Annotated in this window: 14 protein-coding genes and 1 tRNA gene; 9 read left to right on the top strand and 6 right to left on the bottom strand. The window is 61.0% G+C overall.

What is annotated here, in order from left to right; all coding sequences use genetic code 11:
* Positions 1–35 precede the first annotated feature (35 nt).
* The 4 genes from secDF (at position 36) to FHX03_RS11490 (ending at position 4,366) form a co-directional block, all read left to right on the top strand.
* Positions 36–2,576, top strand: a complete 2,541-nt coding sequence (gene secDF / locus FHX03_RS11505; RefSeq protein ID WP_183853674.1) for a protein translocase subunit SecDF — start codon at positions 36–38, stop codon at positions 2,574–2,576.
* A 4-nt stretch (positions 2,577–2,580) separates the two neighbouring features.
* Positions 2,581–2,967 carry an Mth938-like domain-containing protein gene (locus tag FHX03_RS11500; protein WP_012557491.1) on the top strand — a complete coding sequence of 129 codons (387 nt, stop codon included), beginning with the start codon at positions 2,581–2,583 and terminating at the stop codon, positions 2,965–2,967.
* 2 nt (positions 2,968–2,969) lie between these two features.
* Entirely contained in the window at positions 2,970–3,827 is an 858-nt protein-coding gene (locus FHX03_RS11495; RefSeq protein WP_183853672.1) for a phytoene/squalene synthase family protein, read from the top strand.
* A gap of 71 nt (positions 3,828–3,898) precedes the next feature.
* On the top strand, positions 3,899–4,366 hold the full coding sequence (locus FHX03_RS11490) for a hypothetical protein (protein WP_097625294.1): 468 nt from the start codon (positions 3,899–3,901) through the stop codon (positions 4,364–4,366).
* A gap of 8 nt (positions 4,367–4,374) precedes the next feature.
* Here the strand turns inward: FHX03_RS11490 and trmFO are convergent, their stop codons facing one another.
* The 3 genes from trmFO to FHX03_RS11475 form a co-directional block, all read right to left on the bottom strand.
* Positions 4,375–5,808: a methylenetetrahydrofolate--tRNA-(uracil(54)-C(5))-methyltransferase (FADH(2)-oxidizing) TrmFO gene (gene trmFO / locus FHX03_RS11485; RefSeq protein ID WP_183853670.1), complete on the bottom strand. Its 1,434-nt coding sequence runs from the start codon at positions 5,806–5,808 to the stop codon at positions 4,375–4,377.
* A gap of 107 nt (positions 5,809–5,915) precedes the next feature.
* Positions 5,916–6,059, bottom strand: coding sequence for a DUF1127 domain-containing protein (locus FHX03_RS11480; RefSeq protein ID WP_003539017.1), 144 nt, complete (start codon positions 6,057–6,059; stop codon positions 5,916–5,918).
* Between the two features lie 300 nt (positions 6,060–6,359).
* Positions 6,360–6,506 (bottom strand): DUF1127 domain-containing protein, encoded by a 147-nt coding sequence (locus tag FHX03_RS11475; RefSeq protein ID WP_003586937.1) that lies wholly within the window; start codon positions 6,504–6,506, stop codon positions 6,360–6,362.
* Between the two features lie 848 nt (positions 6,507–7,354).
* Here FHX03_RS11475 and FHX03_RS11470 point away from each other — a divergent pair.
* The 5 genes from FHX03_RS11470 to FHX03_RS11450 all read left to right on the top strand — a co-directional run bounded on the left by FHX03_RS11470 (position 7,355) and on the right by FHX03_RS11450 (position 11,538).
* Entirely contained in the window at positions 7,355–8,458 is a 1,104-nt protein-coding gene (locus FHX03_RS11470; RefSeq protein WP_183853668.1) for a DUF2157 domain-containing protein, read from the top strand.
* Positions 8,455–9,045 carry a GDYXXLXY domain-containing protein gene (locus FHX03_RS11465; RefSeq protein ID WP_097625297.1) on the top strand — a complete coding sequence of 197 codons (591 nt, stop codon included), beginning with the start codon at positions 8,455–8,457 and terminating at the stop codon, positions 9,043–9,045. The genes FHX03_RS11470 and FHX03_RS11465 overlap by 4 nt, the downstream gene beginning before the upstream one ends.
* A gap of 152 nt (positions 9,046–9,197) precedes the next feature.
* Positions 9,198–9,282 (top strand) — tRNA-Leu (locus FHX03_RS11460).
* A gap of 174 nt (positions 9,283–9,456) precedes the next feature.
* Positions 9,457–10,944, top strand: coding sequence for a trigger factor (gene tig, locus FHX03_RS11455; RefSeq protein ID WP_097625298.1), 1,488 nt, complete (start codon positions 9,457–9,459; stop codon positions 10,942–10,944).
* 156 nt (positions 10,945–11,100) lie between these two features.
* Complete coding sequence (locus FHX03_RS11450) at positions 11,101–11,538, top strand: nuclear transport factor 2 family protein (RefSeq protein WP_097625299.1); 438 nt, start codon at positions 11,101–11,103, stop codon at positions 11,536–11,538.
* A 52-nt stretch (positions 11,539–11,590) separates the two neighbouring features.
* Here FHX03_RS11450 and FHX03_RS11445 read toward each other — a convergent pair whose 3' ends face one another.
* The 3 genes from FHX03_RS11445 to sthA all read right to left on the bottom strand — a co-directional run bounded on the left by FHX03_RS11445 (position 11,591) and on the right by sthA (position 15,793).
* Complete coding sequence (locus FHX03_RS11445; protein WP_183853666.1) at positions 11,591–13,366, bottom strand: B12-binding domain-containing radical SAM protein; 1,776 nt, start codon at positions 13,364–13,366, stop codon at positions 11,591–11,593.
* A gap of 156 nt (positions 13,367–13,522) precedes the next feature.
* Complete coding sequence (locus FHX03_RS11440; RefSeq protein WP_183777735.1) at positions 13,523–14,326, bottom strand: endonuclease/exonuclease/phosphatase family protein; 804 nt, start codon at positions 14,324–14,326, stop codon at positions 13,523–13,525.
* A gap of 60 nt (positions 14,327–14,386) precedes the next feature.
* Positions 14,387–15,793 (bottom strand): Si-specific NAD(P)(+) transhydrogenase, encoded by a 1,407-nt coding sequence (gene sthA / locus FHX03_RS11435; RefSeq protein WP_054183296.1) that lies wholly within the window; start codon positions 15,791–15,793, stop codon positions 14,387–14,389.
* Between the last annotated feature and the right edge of the window lie 33 nt (positions 15,794–15,826).

Below are 15,826 nucleotides of genomic sequence, written 5' to 3'. Positions count from 1 at the left end.
CGGCAGCAGCGCCGGATCGGAAGATCGTCGAGAGAATGTTGCATTTTTCCCGCTGGAAAACACTTCTGATCTGGCTGGCCGCGTTTGCTGCCATCGTCCTCGCTGCGCCCAATCTGCTGAGCGAGGTACAGCGTTCCTCGCTGCCGGGCTGGCTGCGGCAGGACCGCTTAACGCTCGGTCTCGATTTGCAGGGCGGCTCGCATATTGTTCTGAAGGTCGAGCGTTCCGATATCGTCAAGGACCGCCTGGAAGAGGCGGTCGCCAATGTCCGCAACACGCTGCGCGGCGCCGGCATCCGCTATACCGGGCTGACCGGCAACGACCAGACCGTCACCGTCCGGATCACCGATCCGGCTGAGACGCAAAAGGCGGTCGATCTCCTGAAGCCTTTGACGGCGCCCGGCGGACGTGCCGGACCGGAGGTCGCGCTGCGGCAGGACGAGGACGGGCAACTCTCGCTGCAGATTTCCGACGCCGGCATTACCGCCGACGTCGCTTCCGCCCGGACTCGGTCGCTTGATATCGTTGCCCGCCGTATCGCTGGATTCGGCCATGCGAATTTCCTCGTTCGCCCCGATGGTGCCGACCGGATCGTCGTGCAGGTGCTGGGATCGGTCGATGCGGAACGGCTGAAAAACCTCCTCAACCAGCCGGCCAAGCTTTCCTTTCATCTGATCGACGCAAGCATGTCGGGGCAGGAGGCGCTGAACGGCCGCTGGCCGGCGACATCGCAGGTGCTCTATTCGCTGGACGATCCGCCGGTTCCTTATCTCGTCGATCGCACGGCTTTCGTCACGGGCAGCAACATGGTCGGTATCGAGCCGGTCGTCGATCCGCAGACCCAGGATAGCTCGATTGCCTACCGCCTCGATGCCGAAGGAACGCGGCGGCTGGCTGAGGTGACGGGGCAGAATATCGGCAAGCACCTTGCCATCGTCTTCGACGACCAGGTGATGTCGTCACCGGCCATCGATGCGGCGATCACCGGCGGCGAGGGGGCAATTTCGGCAAACTTCTCCGAGGATGGCGTCCGCGACCTGGCGATCATGCTGCGCGCCGGTGCTCTGCCGGCGACGCTGACGAGCGTCGAGGAGCGCAGTGTCAGCCCGAGATTTGGCGCTGACTCCATCTTCTCCGGCCTCATTGCTGGCCTCGTCGCCGTCGTGCTGGTCGCGGCATTGATGATCGCGCTTTATCGCATTCTCGGCGTCATCGCCGTCGTCTCGCTCGTCTTCAACCTGATCCTCATCGTCGCGGTGCTAAGCCTAGCCGGCGCGACGCTCACCTTACCCGGGATTGCCGGCATCGTGCTCATTGTCGGCATGGCGGTCGACTCGAACGTTCTGATCTACGAGCGTATCCGTGAAGAGGAAAAAACCGCCCATTCCTTTGCAGAGGCCGCCGGTCGCGGTTTCTCGCGCGCCTTCTCAACGATCGTCGACGCGAATGTGACGATCTTCATCGCCGCCATCATCCTGTTTTGCCTCGGCAGCGAGTCCATACGCGGTTTCGCGGTGACGCTGGCGGTCGGCATCCTCACGACCGTCATCACGGCTTTCACGCTGACGCGCTCGATCGTTGCCGTCTGGCTGCGGCGGCGCCACCCCCGGCATCTGCCGAAAAGTGTTCTGACCCATCTTTTCGAACACGCCAATATCCGGTTCATGGGGATCCGCCGCTACGTCTTCACGGCGTCGGCGATCATTTCACTGATCGCCATGGCCGCCTTTGCCACTGCCGGTCTGCGTCTCGGCATCGATTTCACCGGCGGCTCGCTCATCGAGGTGACGGCGAAGCAGGGCAATGCCGACCTCGCCGATCTTCAAGCGCGCCTCAACGACCTCAATCTCGGTGAGGTCAGCGTCGAGCGCGCCGGCGGGCCGTCGAACGCACGGATCCGCATCGCCTCCCAGGGCGGCGGCGAGAATGCCGAGCAGTCCGCGGCGACGCTGGTGCGCGGCGAGCTCCAGGAGGATTATGATTTTCGCCGCGTCGAGGTCGTCGGCCCCGCCATCTCCGGTGAATTGACGATGATGGCGACTCTCGGCGTGCTGGCAGCGCTGGCGGCGATCCTGATCTACATCTGGATCCGCTTTGAATGGCAGTTCGCGGTCGGCGCCATCGTCGCGACGCTGCATGATGTCATCATCATGCTCGGTCTCTTCGTCCTGACCGGCATGGAATTCAACCTGACGAGCATCGCCGCCGTGCTGACCGTTGTCGGTTATTCCCTGAATGACACGGTCGTGATCTATGACCGAATGCGCGAGAATCTGAAGCGATACAAGAAGATGCCGCTGCCGATCCTGATCGATGCGTCGATCAACCAGACGCTGTCGCGCACCATACTGACGGCGGCGACGACGCTGCTAGCCTTGCTCGCGCTCTATCTTTTCGGAGGAGAGGTCATCCGCTCCTTCACCTTTACGATGCTCTTCGGCGTCGCTCTCGGCACTTTCTCTTCGATCTATATCGCCGCTCCTGTGCTGATCGTCTTCCGGCTGCGGCCGGAAAGCCCTGACGGGGAAGAGAGCAACAAGACGGATGCTGGTGTAAAATCCGGCACGGTGGTTTGAAAACATGGCAAAAGGCATAGAAATCCGCGCCGCGCATTTTCCAGGGCGCGCGCCGATCGATACTTACGGCAATGGCGGCTTCCGTTTTGCCGATATGTCGCATCGCGGCTCGATCCTTTGCCTGCCCTCCGGCATTCACGGCTGGGACATGGACATGTCGAAACCGCTATCGCCGGAAAATTTCCGCCGTGTGCTTGATGAGGCCGATGATATCGAGGTTCTGCTCGTCGGGACCGGAACCGAGCTTCGCCGTTTGCCGGAGGCATTGAAGCAGGCGTTGAAGGCGCGCGGCATCGCCTCCGATCCGATGAGCACAGGTGCTGCGGTACGCACCTTCAATATCATGCTCGCCGAGCAGCGCGCCGTCGCCGCGGCTCTGATTGCGGTCTGACGATGGTTGAAGCGAAGACGGCGACGAACCAGGAGATCTGTCTGGCGATGCTGCGCGACAGCGATCGCGACCGCTACCTTGCCTGCCTGCTGTCGCCGGAGGACAAGCGCGGCGCGCTTGCAGCCCTCTATGCCTTCAATGCCGAGCTTGCCCGCATTCGCGATCTCGTGCACGAGCCGTTGCCCGGCGAGGTGCGGCTGCAATACTGGCGCGACCTGCTGGAAGGCAGCGCCCACGGTTCGACGGCGGCCAATCCCGTCGCTTCAGCACTTCTGACGGCGATCGAAACGCACCGCCTGCCGCGCAAGACGCTGATCGATATGATCGAGGCCCGCACCTTCGATCTCTATGACGATCCGATGGAAACGCGTCTGTCGCTCGAAGGGTATGCCGGCGAGACCGCATCGGCCCTCATTCAGCTTGCAAGCCTGGTGCTTTCGCCCGAGGAAGCCGCAGGATCGGCCGACGCCGCCGGTCATGCCGGTGTAGCCCAGGCGGTCGCCGGCCTGTTGCTGCTGATGCCGCTCTATCGCCGCCGCAGCCAGGTCTATATTCCGCTGCAGATCCTGTCCGCCACCGGTCTCAACCGCGATACCTTCCTTGCCGGCGAAGACCGGCCGCGCATTTCCGCCGCCATCGAAGCCTTTGCCGGCCTCGGTCGCGAACATCTGGCAAAGGCAAGGGCGGCAGGGCCGATCGCGCCCGCGGTCTTTCCGGCCTTCCTGCCGGCGACGCTTGCCGAACCCGTGCTTTTCAGGGCGCAGAAGCTCGGCGCCGTCCTGTTCGACCGGCCGCTGCAGCCGCCGCAATGGCGCCGCCAGCTCGGTATGGCCCTTTCGGCCGTCCGCAGAAAAATCTGACACCGGCCAAACTCGCGCAAGTCTCGCGCGTTACAACGCTTGAACCGCTACCTTTTGAACGGAGACTCGGCGTGGGCATTATCGTCTGGTGCGTTCTATTCGCCATCGTCATCTTCTTTGCCTTCGTGGTAACGCGCATGGCTGCGCAGAACAAGGAAGACGGCCTGCATGACACGGGCCTCGCCATCATCGAGTTCGGCCGCGCATTTCCGAACGAAGCGATCCGCCAGTTGCAGGCGACGGAGAACGGCCAGGCCATTTTCGTGCGCCTGCATGACAACAAGGCCGGCTTCATGCGCAACATGTCGCGCCACTTCGCCTGTCATCTGATCGAGCCGGGCCGGGTGCGCGTCGTCAGCTCGCAAACGGGCAGGGGCCTGGTGATCGATTTCCTCGATGCGCCGCATCACAACGGCGATTTCGAATTCGCTTCCGCCAAGGAGTCCGCGGAAGTCGCGCTCTGGCTGCTCGGCAACTATATCGCCGGGCCGGATAAGGATCTGCCGTTCGACCATATTTCGGCGGCGAACAAGCACTAAATAGCGAGTTAGGCGCTTTCGGCGAGCGGCGAGTTCTGGCCCAGCCAGGCGGCGCAGTCCGTAAGCGCGCGCCGCGCGATCAACTGCCGCCTCATGATCGTTTTGTCCTTACCGCGGAAACGCTTGACGCCCTCGGGCTTGACGATCGATCCGGGCTGAAGTTCCGGAAACAGCCCGAAATTGATGTTCATCGGTTGGAACGAGCGTTTGCCCGGCTCCTCGTCGGTGACGATATGCCCACCGGTGATATGACCGAGCAGCGAGCCGAGCGCCGTCGTTGCCGGCGGCAGCGAGATCGCCTCGCCCTTGCGTTCGGCGGCGGCGAAACGCCCGGCCATCAGCCCGACGCTGGCGCTTTCCACATACCCCTCGCAGCCGGTGATCTGGCCGGCGAAACGCAGGCCGGGCCGCGATTTCAAGGTCAGCGACGGGTCGAGCAGGGTGGGGGAGTTGATATAGGTGTTGCGGTGCAGGCCGCCGAGGCGGGCGAATTCCGCATTTTCCAGGCCGGGGATCATGCGGAAGATTTCCGCCTGCGCGCCATATTTCAGCTTCGTCTGGAAGCCGACCATATTGTAGAGCGTGCCGAGCGCATTGTCCTGGCGCAGCTGCACGACGGCATAGGCCTTGACCGTCGGGTTATGCGCATTGGTCAGCCCCATCGGCTTCATCGGCCCGTGGCGCAGCGTCTCGCGGCCGCGTTCGGCCATCACCTCGATCGGCAGGCAGCCGTCGAAATAAGGCGTACCTTCCCATTCCTTGAAACCGACCGTGTCGCCCGATATCAGTGCGTCGACGAAGGCATTGTACTGCGCCTCGTCCATCGGGCAATTGATGTAATCCTTGCCGGTGCCGCCGGGACCGACCTTGTCGTAGCGCGACTGATACCAGCAGATATCCATGTCGATGCTCTCGCGGTAGACGATCGGCGCGATGGCATCGAAGAAGGCTAGCGAATCCTCGCCCGTCTGCGCCTGGATGGCGCTTGCGAGCGACGGTGCGGTCAGCGGCCCGGTGGCGACGATGGCGAGATCCCAGTCACCAGGCGGCAGGCCGGTGATCTCTTCACGCACGACCGTGATCAGCGGGTGGTCGTGGATTGCCCGGGTCACGGCTTCGGAAAAGCCGTCGCGATCGACGGCGAGCGCGCCGCCGGCCGGCACCTGGTGGCGATCGGCAGTCGCCATGATCAGCGAGCCCGCCATGCGCATCTCGGCGTGGATGACGCCGACGGCATTGCTGGTCGCATCGTCGGAGCGGAAGGAGTTGGAGCAGACCAGCTCGGCAAGTCCGTCGGTCTTGTGTGCCTCCGTGCCGCGCACCCCGCGCATTTCATGCAGGATGACGGGAATACCGGAACTGGCGATTTGCCAGGCGGCTTCCGAACCGGCAAGTCCGCCGCCGACAACGTGGATGGGGGAATAGGAAGAGATCGTGTTCATTCCGGGCTGATACCATGTCGGCAGGTGCGATCCAACACCCGGGAATCAAAAACGGCGCCTTGAGGCGCCGTCTTGGAAGCATCAAGCCCGTTGTTAGCGACTGGCTATTAACGGAACGAGCGGGATGCGATGTTGCGGATGTCGTAACGGCTGACGCCGATATCGGACAGGGTCTGGTTCGAGAGGCCGCCGAGTTCGTTGAGCGTACGGCGGTAGCTGAGCCAGCTTCTTGCAATGCGGATCGGGTTCATTGTCTTTTTCCTCAAACAAATGTCCGCTGGACGGCGGGATCGCCTATCTCTGTGCGGTTGATGTTTATATAGGCGAGAACCGCGCTTTTGTGCAGTGCAAATAAAAGGCGTCTGCTATGCAATTGTGCAATGTGATGCTTGCCAATTAGGCGGTGGATACTTTTTGAGCGGGCTAAGGAAACCGCTAACGGCGTGCAACCGAAGCGGCAGTGCGTAGGACAAAGAAAACGCCCGCTGTTGGTACAGCGGGCGTTTCGATCGAGGACGAACTGCTTGGGAGGATGCAGCGATCGCCTTGAATTAGCGGGCGGAAGCCTCGCGGGCAACGCGATGGATGTCCGAACGGTCGATGCCAAGGTCGTGCAATTCGCGGTTGCTCATGCGGCCGAGTTCGGTGACGGTCTGACGGTACTTGCGCCAGTTATTGAAAGAGCGAGAGAAGTTCATGTTAAGCCCCTTTCCGAGGGTTTGATCTGCCAGCAGCCACTGATCGGCGCTGACCTCTATTTGATGACCCGAATATATGTTGCGGCGCGAAAGAGGAAAACAGCCAAGTTTTCAGATCACCTATGCGGAGTATGCAATGCTAAAAGGGTGATTGACCACGACTTACCGTTTTTTGGTCAACGAATAGGCAAAATGATTCCGAGGGAAACAATCTGGTCTGGCGCACCAAACGGGCGTTCTTGCGTCAAAGCGCTGTTCCCTCCGGCGGTTCCGCCTGTGCGTCCACCGTAATGAAGTGTTTCGCTTCGATCGACAGCCGCCCAAGTGTTCACAGCCTCGTCAGGGCGGTGTGGCAGTGTGGCACGATGGGGGCCACCCAATGCTTTGACCGTATTTTTGCACAAGAAAACGCCCGCCGGGGGAGGATCCGGCGGGCGCATTATGACGACTGGCAACTGGGAGGAGGATTGTTGACAGTCTTATCGCAGCGCGCTTGGGAGGAGGAGTGCGCGGCTGCGAATCTCGTCACGGACAATCATTCCGCGGGCATCCGGCAGAACCGGGCCGGGGCGCCATCCCCGTGCTTCGATGTTATCTCTAAATAGTATGACTAATTGGATTTTTGCAGTGCAATAAATTCATGAGGGATATGCGCAGTATGCATACCTCTTCGAACATGCACTTATAATAGCGCTAATGACGTTAGCGGCCGGTTAATACTCGCCCCAATTTAGACCAATGAGGAATTTGTATATTTGTCGGGAGGACGTTTGCGAACCTCGATGCTGCGTCTATAACGACGAAAGCCGCAGCGCCGGAACGAGCGTCGCGGAAATAAGGGTGGGAGCATGTATCGCGGAAGATTGGAGCGGGATCTCTCCCTCTGGGTGGGCAAAGGCCTGCTGGGGCAGGAAACGGCAGGCGCGCTTCTTGCCGAATATGACAGCCGCCCGGCAAGCTTCAGCCTTGGGCGGGTGCTAATGGCGCTGGCGGCGGTGCTGCTGGCAGCCGCCACCCTGCTGGTCGTCGCCTCCAACTGGGAGGCCATTCCGCGGCTTATCCGCGTCGGCGTGATCCTTGCCCTGATCTGGGTGGTACACCTTGCCGCCGCCCGAATGCTTGCCCGCGGTGCGTCAGCGGCGGCAAGCGGCTTGCTGATCATCGGCGCGATGAGTTTCGGCGGCGCCATCTCTCTGGTCGGACAGATGTATCATCTCTCCGGCGACGAGCAGACGGTGATGTATCTCTGGTTCGCCATCGCGACGATCTCGGCGATCCTGTTCCGCTCGGGTGCCGTGGCCGTCGTCGCGGGTTTCCTGTCCTGGGCATCCTTTGCCGTCTATCTCGAGAATTACGACACGCATTGGATAGGGCTCGATCCCTGGATGGCGCCCGTCATGGCGGCGATCGTCATCGGGCTGGTGCGGTATACCGGCGCCGAGCGGGCCCGCCATCTCGCCTATCTGCTGCTGATCGGCTGGCTTGCCTGGCTCTATACGCTTTACGAGGAGATCGCCGTGGCGCTTGCCTTCGCGATCGGCGGCATGGTGGCTTTCGTCCTGACGGCGTTGCCGACCCGGTCTGTCGCCTCCCTGGTCCGGAGCGCCGGTGCGGCCCCGGCCTTCTACAGCTTCCTCGTCGCCGCGATCGGCTTCCTGCTGCTGCATATCGAAATCGAGGACGGCTGGCGGCTGGTGGTGCTGGGCGTGGCGACGCTTGCCGCCTCGGTGCTGGCGATCGCTCTGCATGGCCGGGACAACGGCGCGGTGCGTTATCTCGCTTATACGACCTTTGCCGCCGAGATGCTTTATCTCGCTTCCGTCACCGTTGGCTCGATCCTCGGCACGTCGAGCCTCTTCCTGTTCTCCGGTCTCGTCGTCGCGCTGGTTGCCTGGATCGTCATTCGTCTTGAACGGCGCTTTTCGGCGAATGCACAGGGGGAGGGCGCATGAACTCGCTGATGGCAAGGCTGCAATCCGGCAAGGGTTATCTGCTTTCGGCAATCATCGTCGCCGGCCTGCAGACCGTGATCCTCGGCACGATCATCCAAAGCCGCGCGTCGATCCTCAACAATGGCGCTGAAGTGCTGCTGAAGACCGCGCCCGTCGACCCGCGCGATTTCCTGCGCGGTGATTATGTCGTCTTGAACTATGACATTTCCTCGGTGCCGGTGCAGACGGTCTCGGGCGGCATTCCGGCAGAACCCGGCGAGCGCACGTTATGGGTTCGGTTGAAGAAGCAGGAAGACGGTTTTTGGACGGTGATCGAATCGTCCTTTCACCAACTGCCGCCGCTGCCGGAAACCGTGATCCTGCGCAGCCAGCCCTTCTACAGCGGTGGACTTGCCGCCGGCGACAGCATCCGCGTCGAATACGGCATCGAGCGCTACTACGTTCCCGAAGGTCAGGGCAAGCCGATCGAGGAGGCCCGCAACGGCGGCAATGTCGCAATCGCCGTGCGCGTCTCGCCGGCGGGAAGCGCGCAGATCCGCGGTCTTCTCGTTGACGGCAAGCCGGTTTACGACGAGCCGCTCTACTGATCCGGCGGCTCGTCGGATGAGCGCGGTTTGCGGGTCGCAAATCCCTGTCATTTCCCGTTCATTTTTCCTTTGCCTCGACCAAATCGGGTGATATAGAGACGCCGCGCTCCGGAAGGCCTCATGCGCAGGCATAGGCATGCGGTTTTGTGAACGCGGGTATGGTGAAATTGGTAGACACGCCAGATTTAGGTTCTGGTGCCGCAAGGCGTGGGAGTTCAAGTCTCTCTACCCGCACCAAGCTGTTTGCAGGCGGGAGATAGTCGTCCCGAATACCCGGAAGCGAGTGCCGTTCCCCTTTGGGTGGAATGATACAGGAATTGGGAAAAGCCACGCGCGGCACGCTGCCGGCGTCGTGCTCATTGAAACGAACGGCGTCTGGGCACGGCCGCCAGGACATGAAGGTAGGAAGACATGCAGGTTATCGAAACGCTCGCTGAAGGGCTGAAGCGCGAAATCAAGGTCGTTATCCCGGCCAAGGACATGCAAGACAAGATGAACGAGCGTCTTGCCGATGTGAAGGACAAGGTCCGCATCAACGGCTTCCGTCCGGGGAAGGTACCCGCTGCTCACCTGAAGAAGGTCTACGGCAAGTCGATCATGGCCGAACTCGTCAACGAGATCGTCCGCGAGCAGCCGTCCGCCATCCTCTCCAGCCGCGGCGAGAAGTCTGCCACGCAGCCGGAAATTGCCATGACCGAGGACAAGGACGAAGCCGACAAGATCCTCGCCGCCGAGCAGGATTTCGAATTCACGCTCTCCTATGAAGTGCTGCCGCCGATCGAGCTGAAGTCGGTCAAGGGCATCAAGGTCACCCGCGAAGTCATCGACATCTCTGACGACGAAGTCACCGAGCAGGTCCTGAAGGTTGCCGAAAGCGCCCGCGCTTACGAGACCAAGACCGGCAAGGCTGCCAACGGCGACCGCATCACCATGGATTACGTCGGCAAGGTCGACGGCGAAGCCTTTGAAGGCGGCACCGACCAGGGCGCCGAGCTGGTGCTTGGCTCCGGCCGCTTCATTCCGGGCTTCGAAGACCAGCTTGTCGGCGTCAAGGCCGGCAACGAGAAGACCATTACCGTGACCTTCCCGGCCGACTATCCGGCCAAGAACCTTGCCGGCAAGGAAGCCACCTTCGACGTATCGGTCAAGGATGTTGCAGCCCCCGGCGCCGTCGAGATCAATGACGAACTCGCCTCCAAGCTCGGCATCGAATCCGCCGATCGCCTGAAGGAGATCGTCCGTGGCCAGATCGAATCGCAGTACGGCTCGCTGACCCGCCAGAAGCTGAAGCGTCAGATCCTCGACCAGCTCGATGAGATGTACAAGTTCGAGACCCCGACCTCGCTCGTCGACGCCGAATATAACGGCATCTGGAGCCAGGTGAACAACGACCTCGCTCAATCAGGCAAGACCTTCGAGGACGAAGAGACCACCGAAGAGAAGGCACGTGAGGAATACAAGACGCTTGCAGAGCGTCGCGTCCGCCTCGGCCTCGTTCTCTCCGAAATCGGTGAAAAGGCCGGCGTCGAAGTCACCGAAGACGAGATGCAGCGCGCCATCTACGATCAGCTGCGCCAGTATCCGGGCCAGGAAAAGCAGATCCTCGAATTCTTCCGCAGCCAGCCGGGCGCCGCAGCTTCGATCCGCGCGCCGATCTTCGAAGAGAAGGTCATCGATCATCTGCTGACCGAAATCGACGTCACCGACAAGAAGGTGACCAAGGAAGAACTGCTCGCCGAGGAAGAGGGCGAGGCGAAGGCTGAAACCAAGAAGGCCGCCCCGAAGAAGAAGGCTGCCGCCAAAGCTGAAGCTGCCGACGCCGGCGAAGGCGAAGAAGCCGCCGCTCCGAAGAAGAAGGCCGCTCCGAAGAAGAAGGCAGCCGACGAAAGCGCCGAATAATCGCTTCCCGGTTTTGATGTTTGAAGGCCCCGCCATCGTGCGGGGCCTTTTCTTTTACGGAGCATCCGGCAGTCCCTCGTCTTCATCGGAAACAACAAATAGTTGCAATAAAGTATAATTCGGTGCAGATTTGCTGGTGGGTGGAGGGACCTGAAAGTGACCGCAAAGAACGACATGAAGAAGCTGGTAGAGGATATCTATGCTGTGCGTGGCCGCGGCGATATCGAGGGCACGCTGGCGCTGTTCGGGGAGGATTGTACCTTTCGGATGGCCGGCAATGCACGGATGTCGCCTCTTTCGACTGAATCCGGCGGGCCTGCCTTTCGTCAGGTGATAGAGCAGCTCATCACTGTCTGGGATCTATCCAAGATCAAGACAACCGGCATTTATGTGGACGAAGACGAGCATATGGTCTTCGCCCATCGCGAAGGTGAGGTCCGGCACATTCCATCGGGCGTGAGCTTCCATACGGAATTCGTCGACAAAATCCATTTCAAGGATGGGAAACCAGTCAAGATCGTCGAATTCGTCGACACGCTGCAAGTAGCTGAGATCATCCAGATAAACCAGGACGCTCAAACCTCAAGCCGCTAAAGCGCGTCGCATCAAACGTGATTCATGCGACGCGCTTCAGCGGAATTGCAATTCAATGCGCGGTCCGTGTCAGCTCCGCGACTTTTCTCACATGGCTGACGGCAGCAGTGCCGCCTGCTGTTTTGGTGAAGAGGCTGAGTGTTTCTTCCTCATCGTCGGCGACCGGCGTCAGGGCCTGATCCATATAGGTCTTCGACTTCGCTTCCCTTGAAATCAGGAATGCCGAAATGGTCAGGCCGATGATGGTGCCGGCGAGCGAAGCGTGTTTTCTGAATGTTTCCCAGGCAAAGCGCGGCCAGAAGACCAGCGGATTTTCGCGCGGCAGGTCAGGGCGCCGCTCCGAAGGCGTCTTCAGGCGGAGGAGGCCGCTCTGCAGCGGATGCACGTTTTCCAGCGGCACGGTGGTTGCGAAGGAGACGAGAACCTTGACAAGTCTTGCGAGCGGTACCCCGGTCGCCACGGCCCGGCGCAGCAGCGTCTTCATGTGATCAGGCGAATAATAGAGCGCCCAGGCCTCGTGGTAGATATCTTCCCACTCCTGCTTGCTCATCTTTGGATGCGCGGTGCAGACGTGTTCGACATCGTAGATGTTGAGATCGGCGTCCATCTCGACATTCTTCTTCCATAGGACCTGATGATCCTCGGAGCCGGGCAGCGGCGTCAGGATGAAGAATTCGATGACATCGAGCGGCAGCTCTTCCTGGATGATTGCGATGTCGCGGCGGATCGATTCCGGCGTGTCGGCGGGGAAGCCCAGGATATAACCGGCGAGCGTCATGATGCCCTGCGCCTTCCAGGCGAGCAGCATCTTGCGATATTCGGTGATCTTGTTCTGGTTCTTCTTGGCGGCCGTCAGATTGTCAGGATTGACGTTTTCGAGGCCGATGAAGACGCGGGTGACGCCGGCGCGCCGGGATTTTTCGATGAAATTCGGGATCTTGTGGCAGAGCGTGTCGACCTGGATCATCAGACCGAGCGGAATGCCGTCCCGCTCCTTGAGCTCGATCAGCCGGTCGAAAATCGCTTCCCAATCCTTGTTGCGGGCGAAATTGTCGTCGGTGATGAAGAATTTGTGGATGCCCTGCGCCCAGTTCATCCGCACAAGCTTTTCGACGTCATCGGCCGAGCGGAAGCGCGACTTGCGTCCCTGCACGTTGATGATGGTGCAGAACGAGCACTGATAGGGACAGCCGCGCCCGGCATCGAAGCTGGTGCTGAGCCCGAGCGTGCGCTGGATATTGTCCTTCGGCAGGAAGGGAACCGGCGTGCCGCCGATGCCGGGAAGGTCATTCATGAAATTGTAGAGCGGCTTCAGCTCGCCGCCTGCGGCATCGCGCAGCACCATTTCCAGCCGGCCCTCGGCCTCGCCGGCGAACATCGAGATGCCCATATCGCGGCAGGCTTCGAGCCCGACCGCCTTGCCGTCCAGCATCGACAGGCAGCCGGAAACATGGAAGCCGCCGATCGAAACCGGCAGGCCGGCATCGCGGAAGGGCCGGGCAATATCGAGCGCACGTGGATACTGGTTGGTCTGGACGCCAACCAGCGCGATCATGCCGAAATTGTCGTGGCGCTTGAACTGTGCGAGTAGCCCGGCGAAGTCGATCCGCGTATTGGTCTCGTCGATCACGGTGATGTCGATCGCCGTATCGGGCCCGAGCACTTTGCGTTCCGCGCATTCGGCAGCGATGCCATACAGAGCCGCGAGCGAATTGGAAGGGATCATCGCCCGCCACCAGCGGATGACATAGCCGTCGTCGTCATAATGCGACGGCTTGATCAGGATCAGCTGAAAACGTCGGCGTGCAGCTTCCAAGACATGGGACAAGATTATCTATCTTTCTTCAGAAGCTTTTGCCGGAGGCAAAATGGCGTTGAATGCATCTATCAGGCATGGCGTATCAATACGATTCAGGCGGTCAAACTAAGGCGTAAAAAACGGCGCTGCACGCAAAACGCTTCTCGCAGCATATTCCTCAATATACTACCCGATATCGAGCAGCAATGCGCGGTGGTCGGAGACCTCGGGCGCCTCGACCACTTCGAACCTGGCAATCTTCACCTCCGGTGTGACCAGCATGTAATCGGCAAAGCGGCCCTGCTTCAGATAGTAGGAGGTTCGCGTGTCTACAAGGCCGTTTCCGGTGACCAGCTCGGAAAGCCCGAGTCTGGCGAGAATCGTGAAAGTCTCGCTGTCGGGCAATATGTTGAAATCGCCGCAGACGACGAGCCCTTCGTTGCCGGGCCAGACCCGCTCGACAAGCGCAACCAGTGCGGCGGCCTGCTTCTCGCGGGCGGGTGTGTCGCCCTTGCCGGCCGGATCACGCAGGCCATGCATATGGGCGATGGTCAGGCTGGAAGCGTGCTCATGGCTGAAGACGCGGATGCAATGGGCGTTCCGCGGCCGCGGATGTTCACCCCAGCCATTGGCGGAAAACCTGCCATGCACGAAGTCCAGCCCCTGGGCGATGACCGAATGCGATTTGCGCACGAAGGTCGCCAGCCCGAATTCGGCGGCAATGGCGCTATCGCCGTTAAACAGCTCACCTCTCGATGTCGGGCAGAAGAAGCCGTCGTGGCCGGGCAGGGCGGCGCCGATCTCTGCAAACAGATTGGCGCGCTGAGGCAGCTCCAGCTCCCCATCCCGATAGATCGACCATCCCTCATTCGCCCCCGGCGCCCGCAACACCTCCTGCAGGCACAGCACATCCGCATCGGCCCGTCTCACATAGTCAATGAGGGCCTCGTGCAGCCTGCCGCCCCAGGCGTTCAGCGAAATGATGCGCAATAGCGTTCGGCTCCGTTTTGGCGGCCGGATCTAGACGAGCCCGCCGCTTATGAGACGCCCTCAGAGTTCCGACTTGATGTCGCCCATCCGGTTCCAGGCGTCGAGGCCGGCGATCTTGTAGGCTTCCGCAAGCGTCGGATAGTTGAAGGTGTTTTCGACGAAATATTCGACCGTGCCTTTGAGATTGAGCACCGCCTGGCCGATATGCACCAGCTCGGTGGCGCCTTCGCCGACGATATGCACGCCAAGCAGGCGGCGTGTCTTCAGCGAGAAGATCAGCTTCAAAAGCCCGGTGTCGAGGCCCATGATATGACCGCGCGAGGTTTCGCGGAAACGAGCGATGCCGCATTCGTAGGGAATGCCGCGCTCCTTCATCTCCTCTTCGGTCAGACCGCAGGTGGAAATTTCCGGCACGGCATAGATGCCGTAGGGGAAATATTTCGGCGGCTCCTTGGCAACCGCGCCGATCGCGACGCGGGCGGCGATGCGACCCTGTTCCATCGAGGTCGAGGCAAGGCTCGGAAAGCCGACAACGTCGCCGGCGGCATAGACGTTGGCAACCGATGTCTGGAATGTTTCCGGATTGACCTTGAGGCGGCCGCGGCTGTCGGCTTCGAGGCCGATCGCCGGAAGGTTCAGCGCGTCGGTTGCGCCCATGCGGCCGGCGGCAAACAGCACCATATCCGTCGTCAGGCGCCGGCCGCTGTCGAGTGTCAGCTCGACCTTGCCGCCCTCAAGCGTCTCCACCTTGTCGGCCTTCTGGCCAAGCAGCAGCTTCATGTTGCGGTCGCGCAGCTGATAGGTGAAGTCCTCGACGATTTCCTTGTCGATGAAGTCGAGCATCGTCGCCTTAGGGTCGATGACGGTGACGGCCGTGTCGAGCGCGCTGAAGATCGTCGCATATTCGATGCCGATGACGCCGGCGCCGATGACGACCATCGAGCGCGGCAATTCCTGGATATCGAGCAACTCGTCGCTGTCGAGAACAGTCTTGCCGTCGAAGGGGATGTAATCCGGACGGAACGGCTTTGTGCCGACGGCAAGCAGCACGCTGGCGGCGGTGACCTGGGTGATCTCGCCGTCATCCTTGATCACCTGCAGCGTCGACGCATTGATGAAGCTCGCCTTGCCGCGAATATGCTGCACGCGGTTGCGGGCAAACTGATGTTCCAGCACCTCGACCTCGTGATTGAGCGTGATCAGCAGGCGGCGGCGCAGATCATCCGCACTGATCTCCTCCTTGACGCGGTAAGACCGGCCGTAGAAGCCGCGTTCGCGCCAGCCTGAAAGATTGAGGGCGGTCTCGCGCAACGTTTTGGAGGGGATGGTGCCGGTATGCACGGAGACGCCGCCGACGCGTTTGCCCTGCTCGATGACAAGCACTTTCTTGCCGAGTTTCGCAGCCTGGATCGCGCCGCGGCGCCCTGCGGGACCGCTGCCCACCACAACAAGATCGTACTGAAGCATCATCTGGCCCCGGATTGGAAAGGAATCATTGCG

Source organism: Rhizobium sp. BK456, assembly GCF_014194045.1.
In the GTDB taxonomy this organism is placed as follows: Bacteria; Pseudomonadota; Alphaproteobacteria; order Rhizobiales; family Rhizobiaceae; genus Rhizobium; species Rhizobium redzepovicii.
This window is presented reverse-complemented; position numbering and strand designations above follow the sequence as displayed.

Bases quoted from the DNA above. Each gene is read 5' to 3' on its own strand.
- secDF (WP_183853674.1), top strand. From the start codon at position 36: ATGTTGCATTTTTCCCGCTGGAAAACACTTCTGATCTGGCTGGCCGCG.
- FHX03_RS11500 (WP_012557491.1), top strand. From the start codon at position 2,581: ATGGCAAAAGGCATAGAAATCCGCGCCGCGCATTTTCCAGGGCGCGCG.
- FHX03_RS11495 (WP_183853672.1), top strand. From the start codon at position 2,970: ATGGTTGAAGCGAAGACGGCGACGAACCAGGAGATCTGTCTGGCGATG.
- trmFO (WP_183853670.1), bottom strand. From the start codon at position 5,808: ATGAACACGATCTCTTCCTATTCCCCCATCCACGTTGTCGGCGGCGGA.
- FHX03_RS11480 (WP_003539017.1), bottom strand. From the start codon at position 6,059: ATGAACCCGATCCGCATTGCAAGAAGCTGGCTCAGCTACCGCCGTACG.
- FHX03_RS11475 (WP_003586937.1), bottom strand. From the start codon at position 6,506: ATGAACTTCTCTCGCTCTTTCAATAACTGGCGCAAGTACCGTCAGACC.
- FHX03_RS11470 (WP_183853668.1), top strand. From the start codon at position 7,355: ATGTATCGCGGAAGATTGGAGCGGGATCTCTCCCTCTGGGTGGGCAAA.
- FHX03_RS11465 (WP_097625297.1), top strand. From the start codon at position 8,455: ATGAACTCGCTGATGGCAAGGCTGCAATCCGGCAAGGGTTATCTGCTT.
- tig (WP_097625298.1), top strand. From the start codon at position 9,457: ATGCAGGTTATCGAAACGCTCGCTGAAGGGCTGAAGCGCGAAATCAAG.
- sthA (WP_054183296.1), bottom strand. From the start codon at position 15,793: ATGCTTCAGTACGATCTTGTTGTGGTGGGCAGCGGTCCCGCAGGGCGC.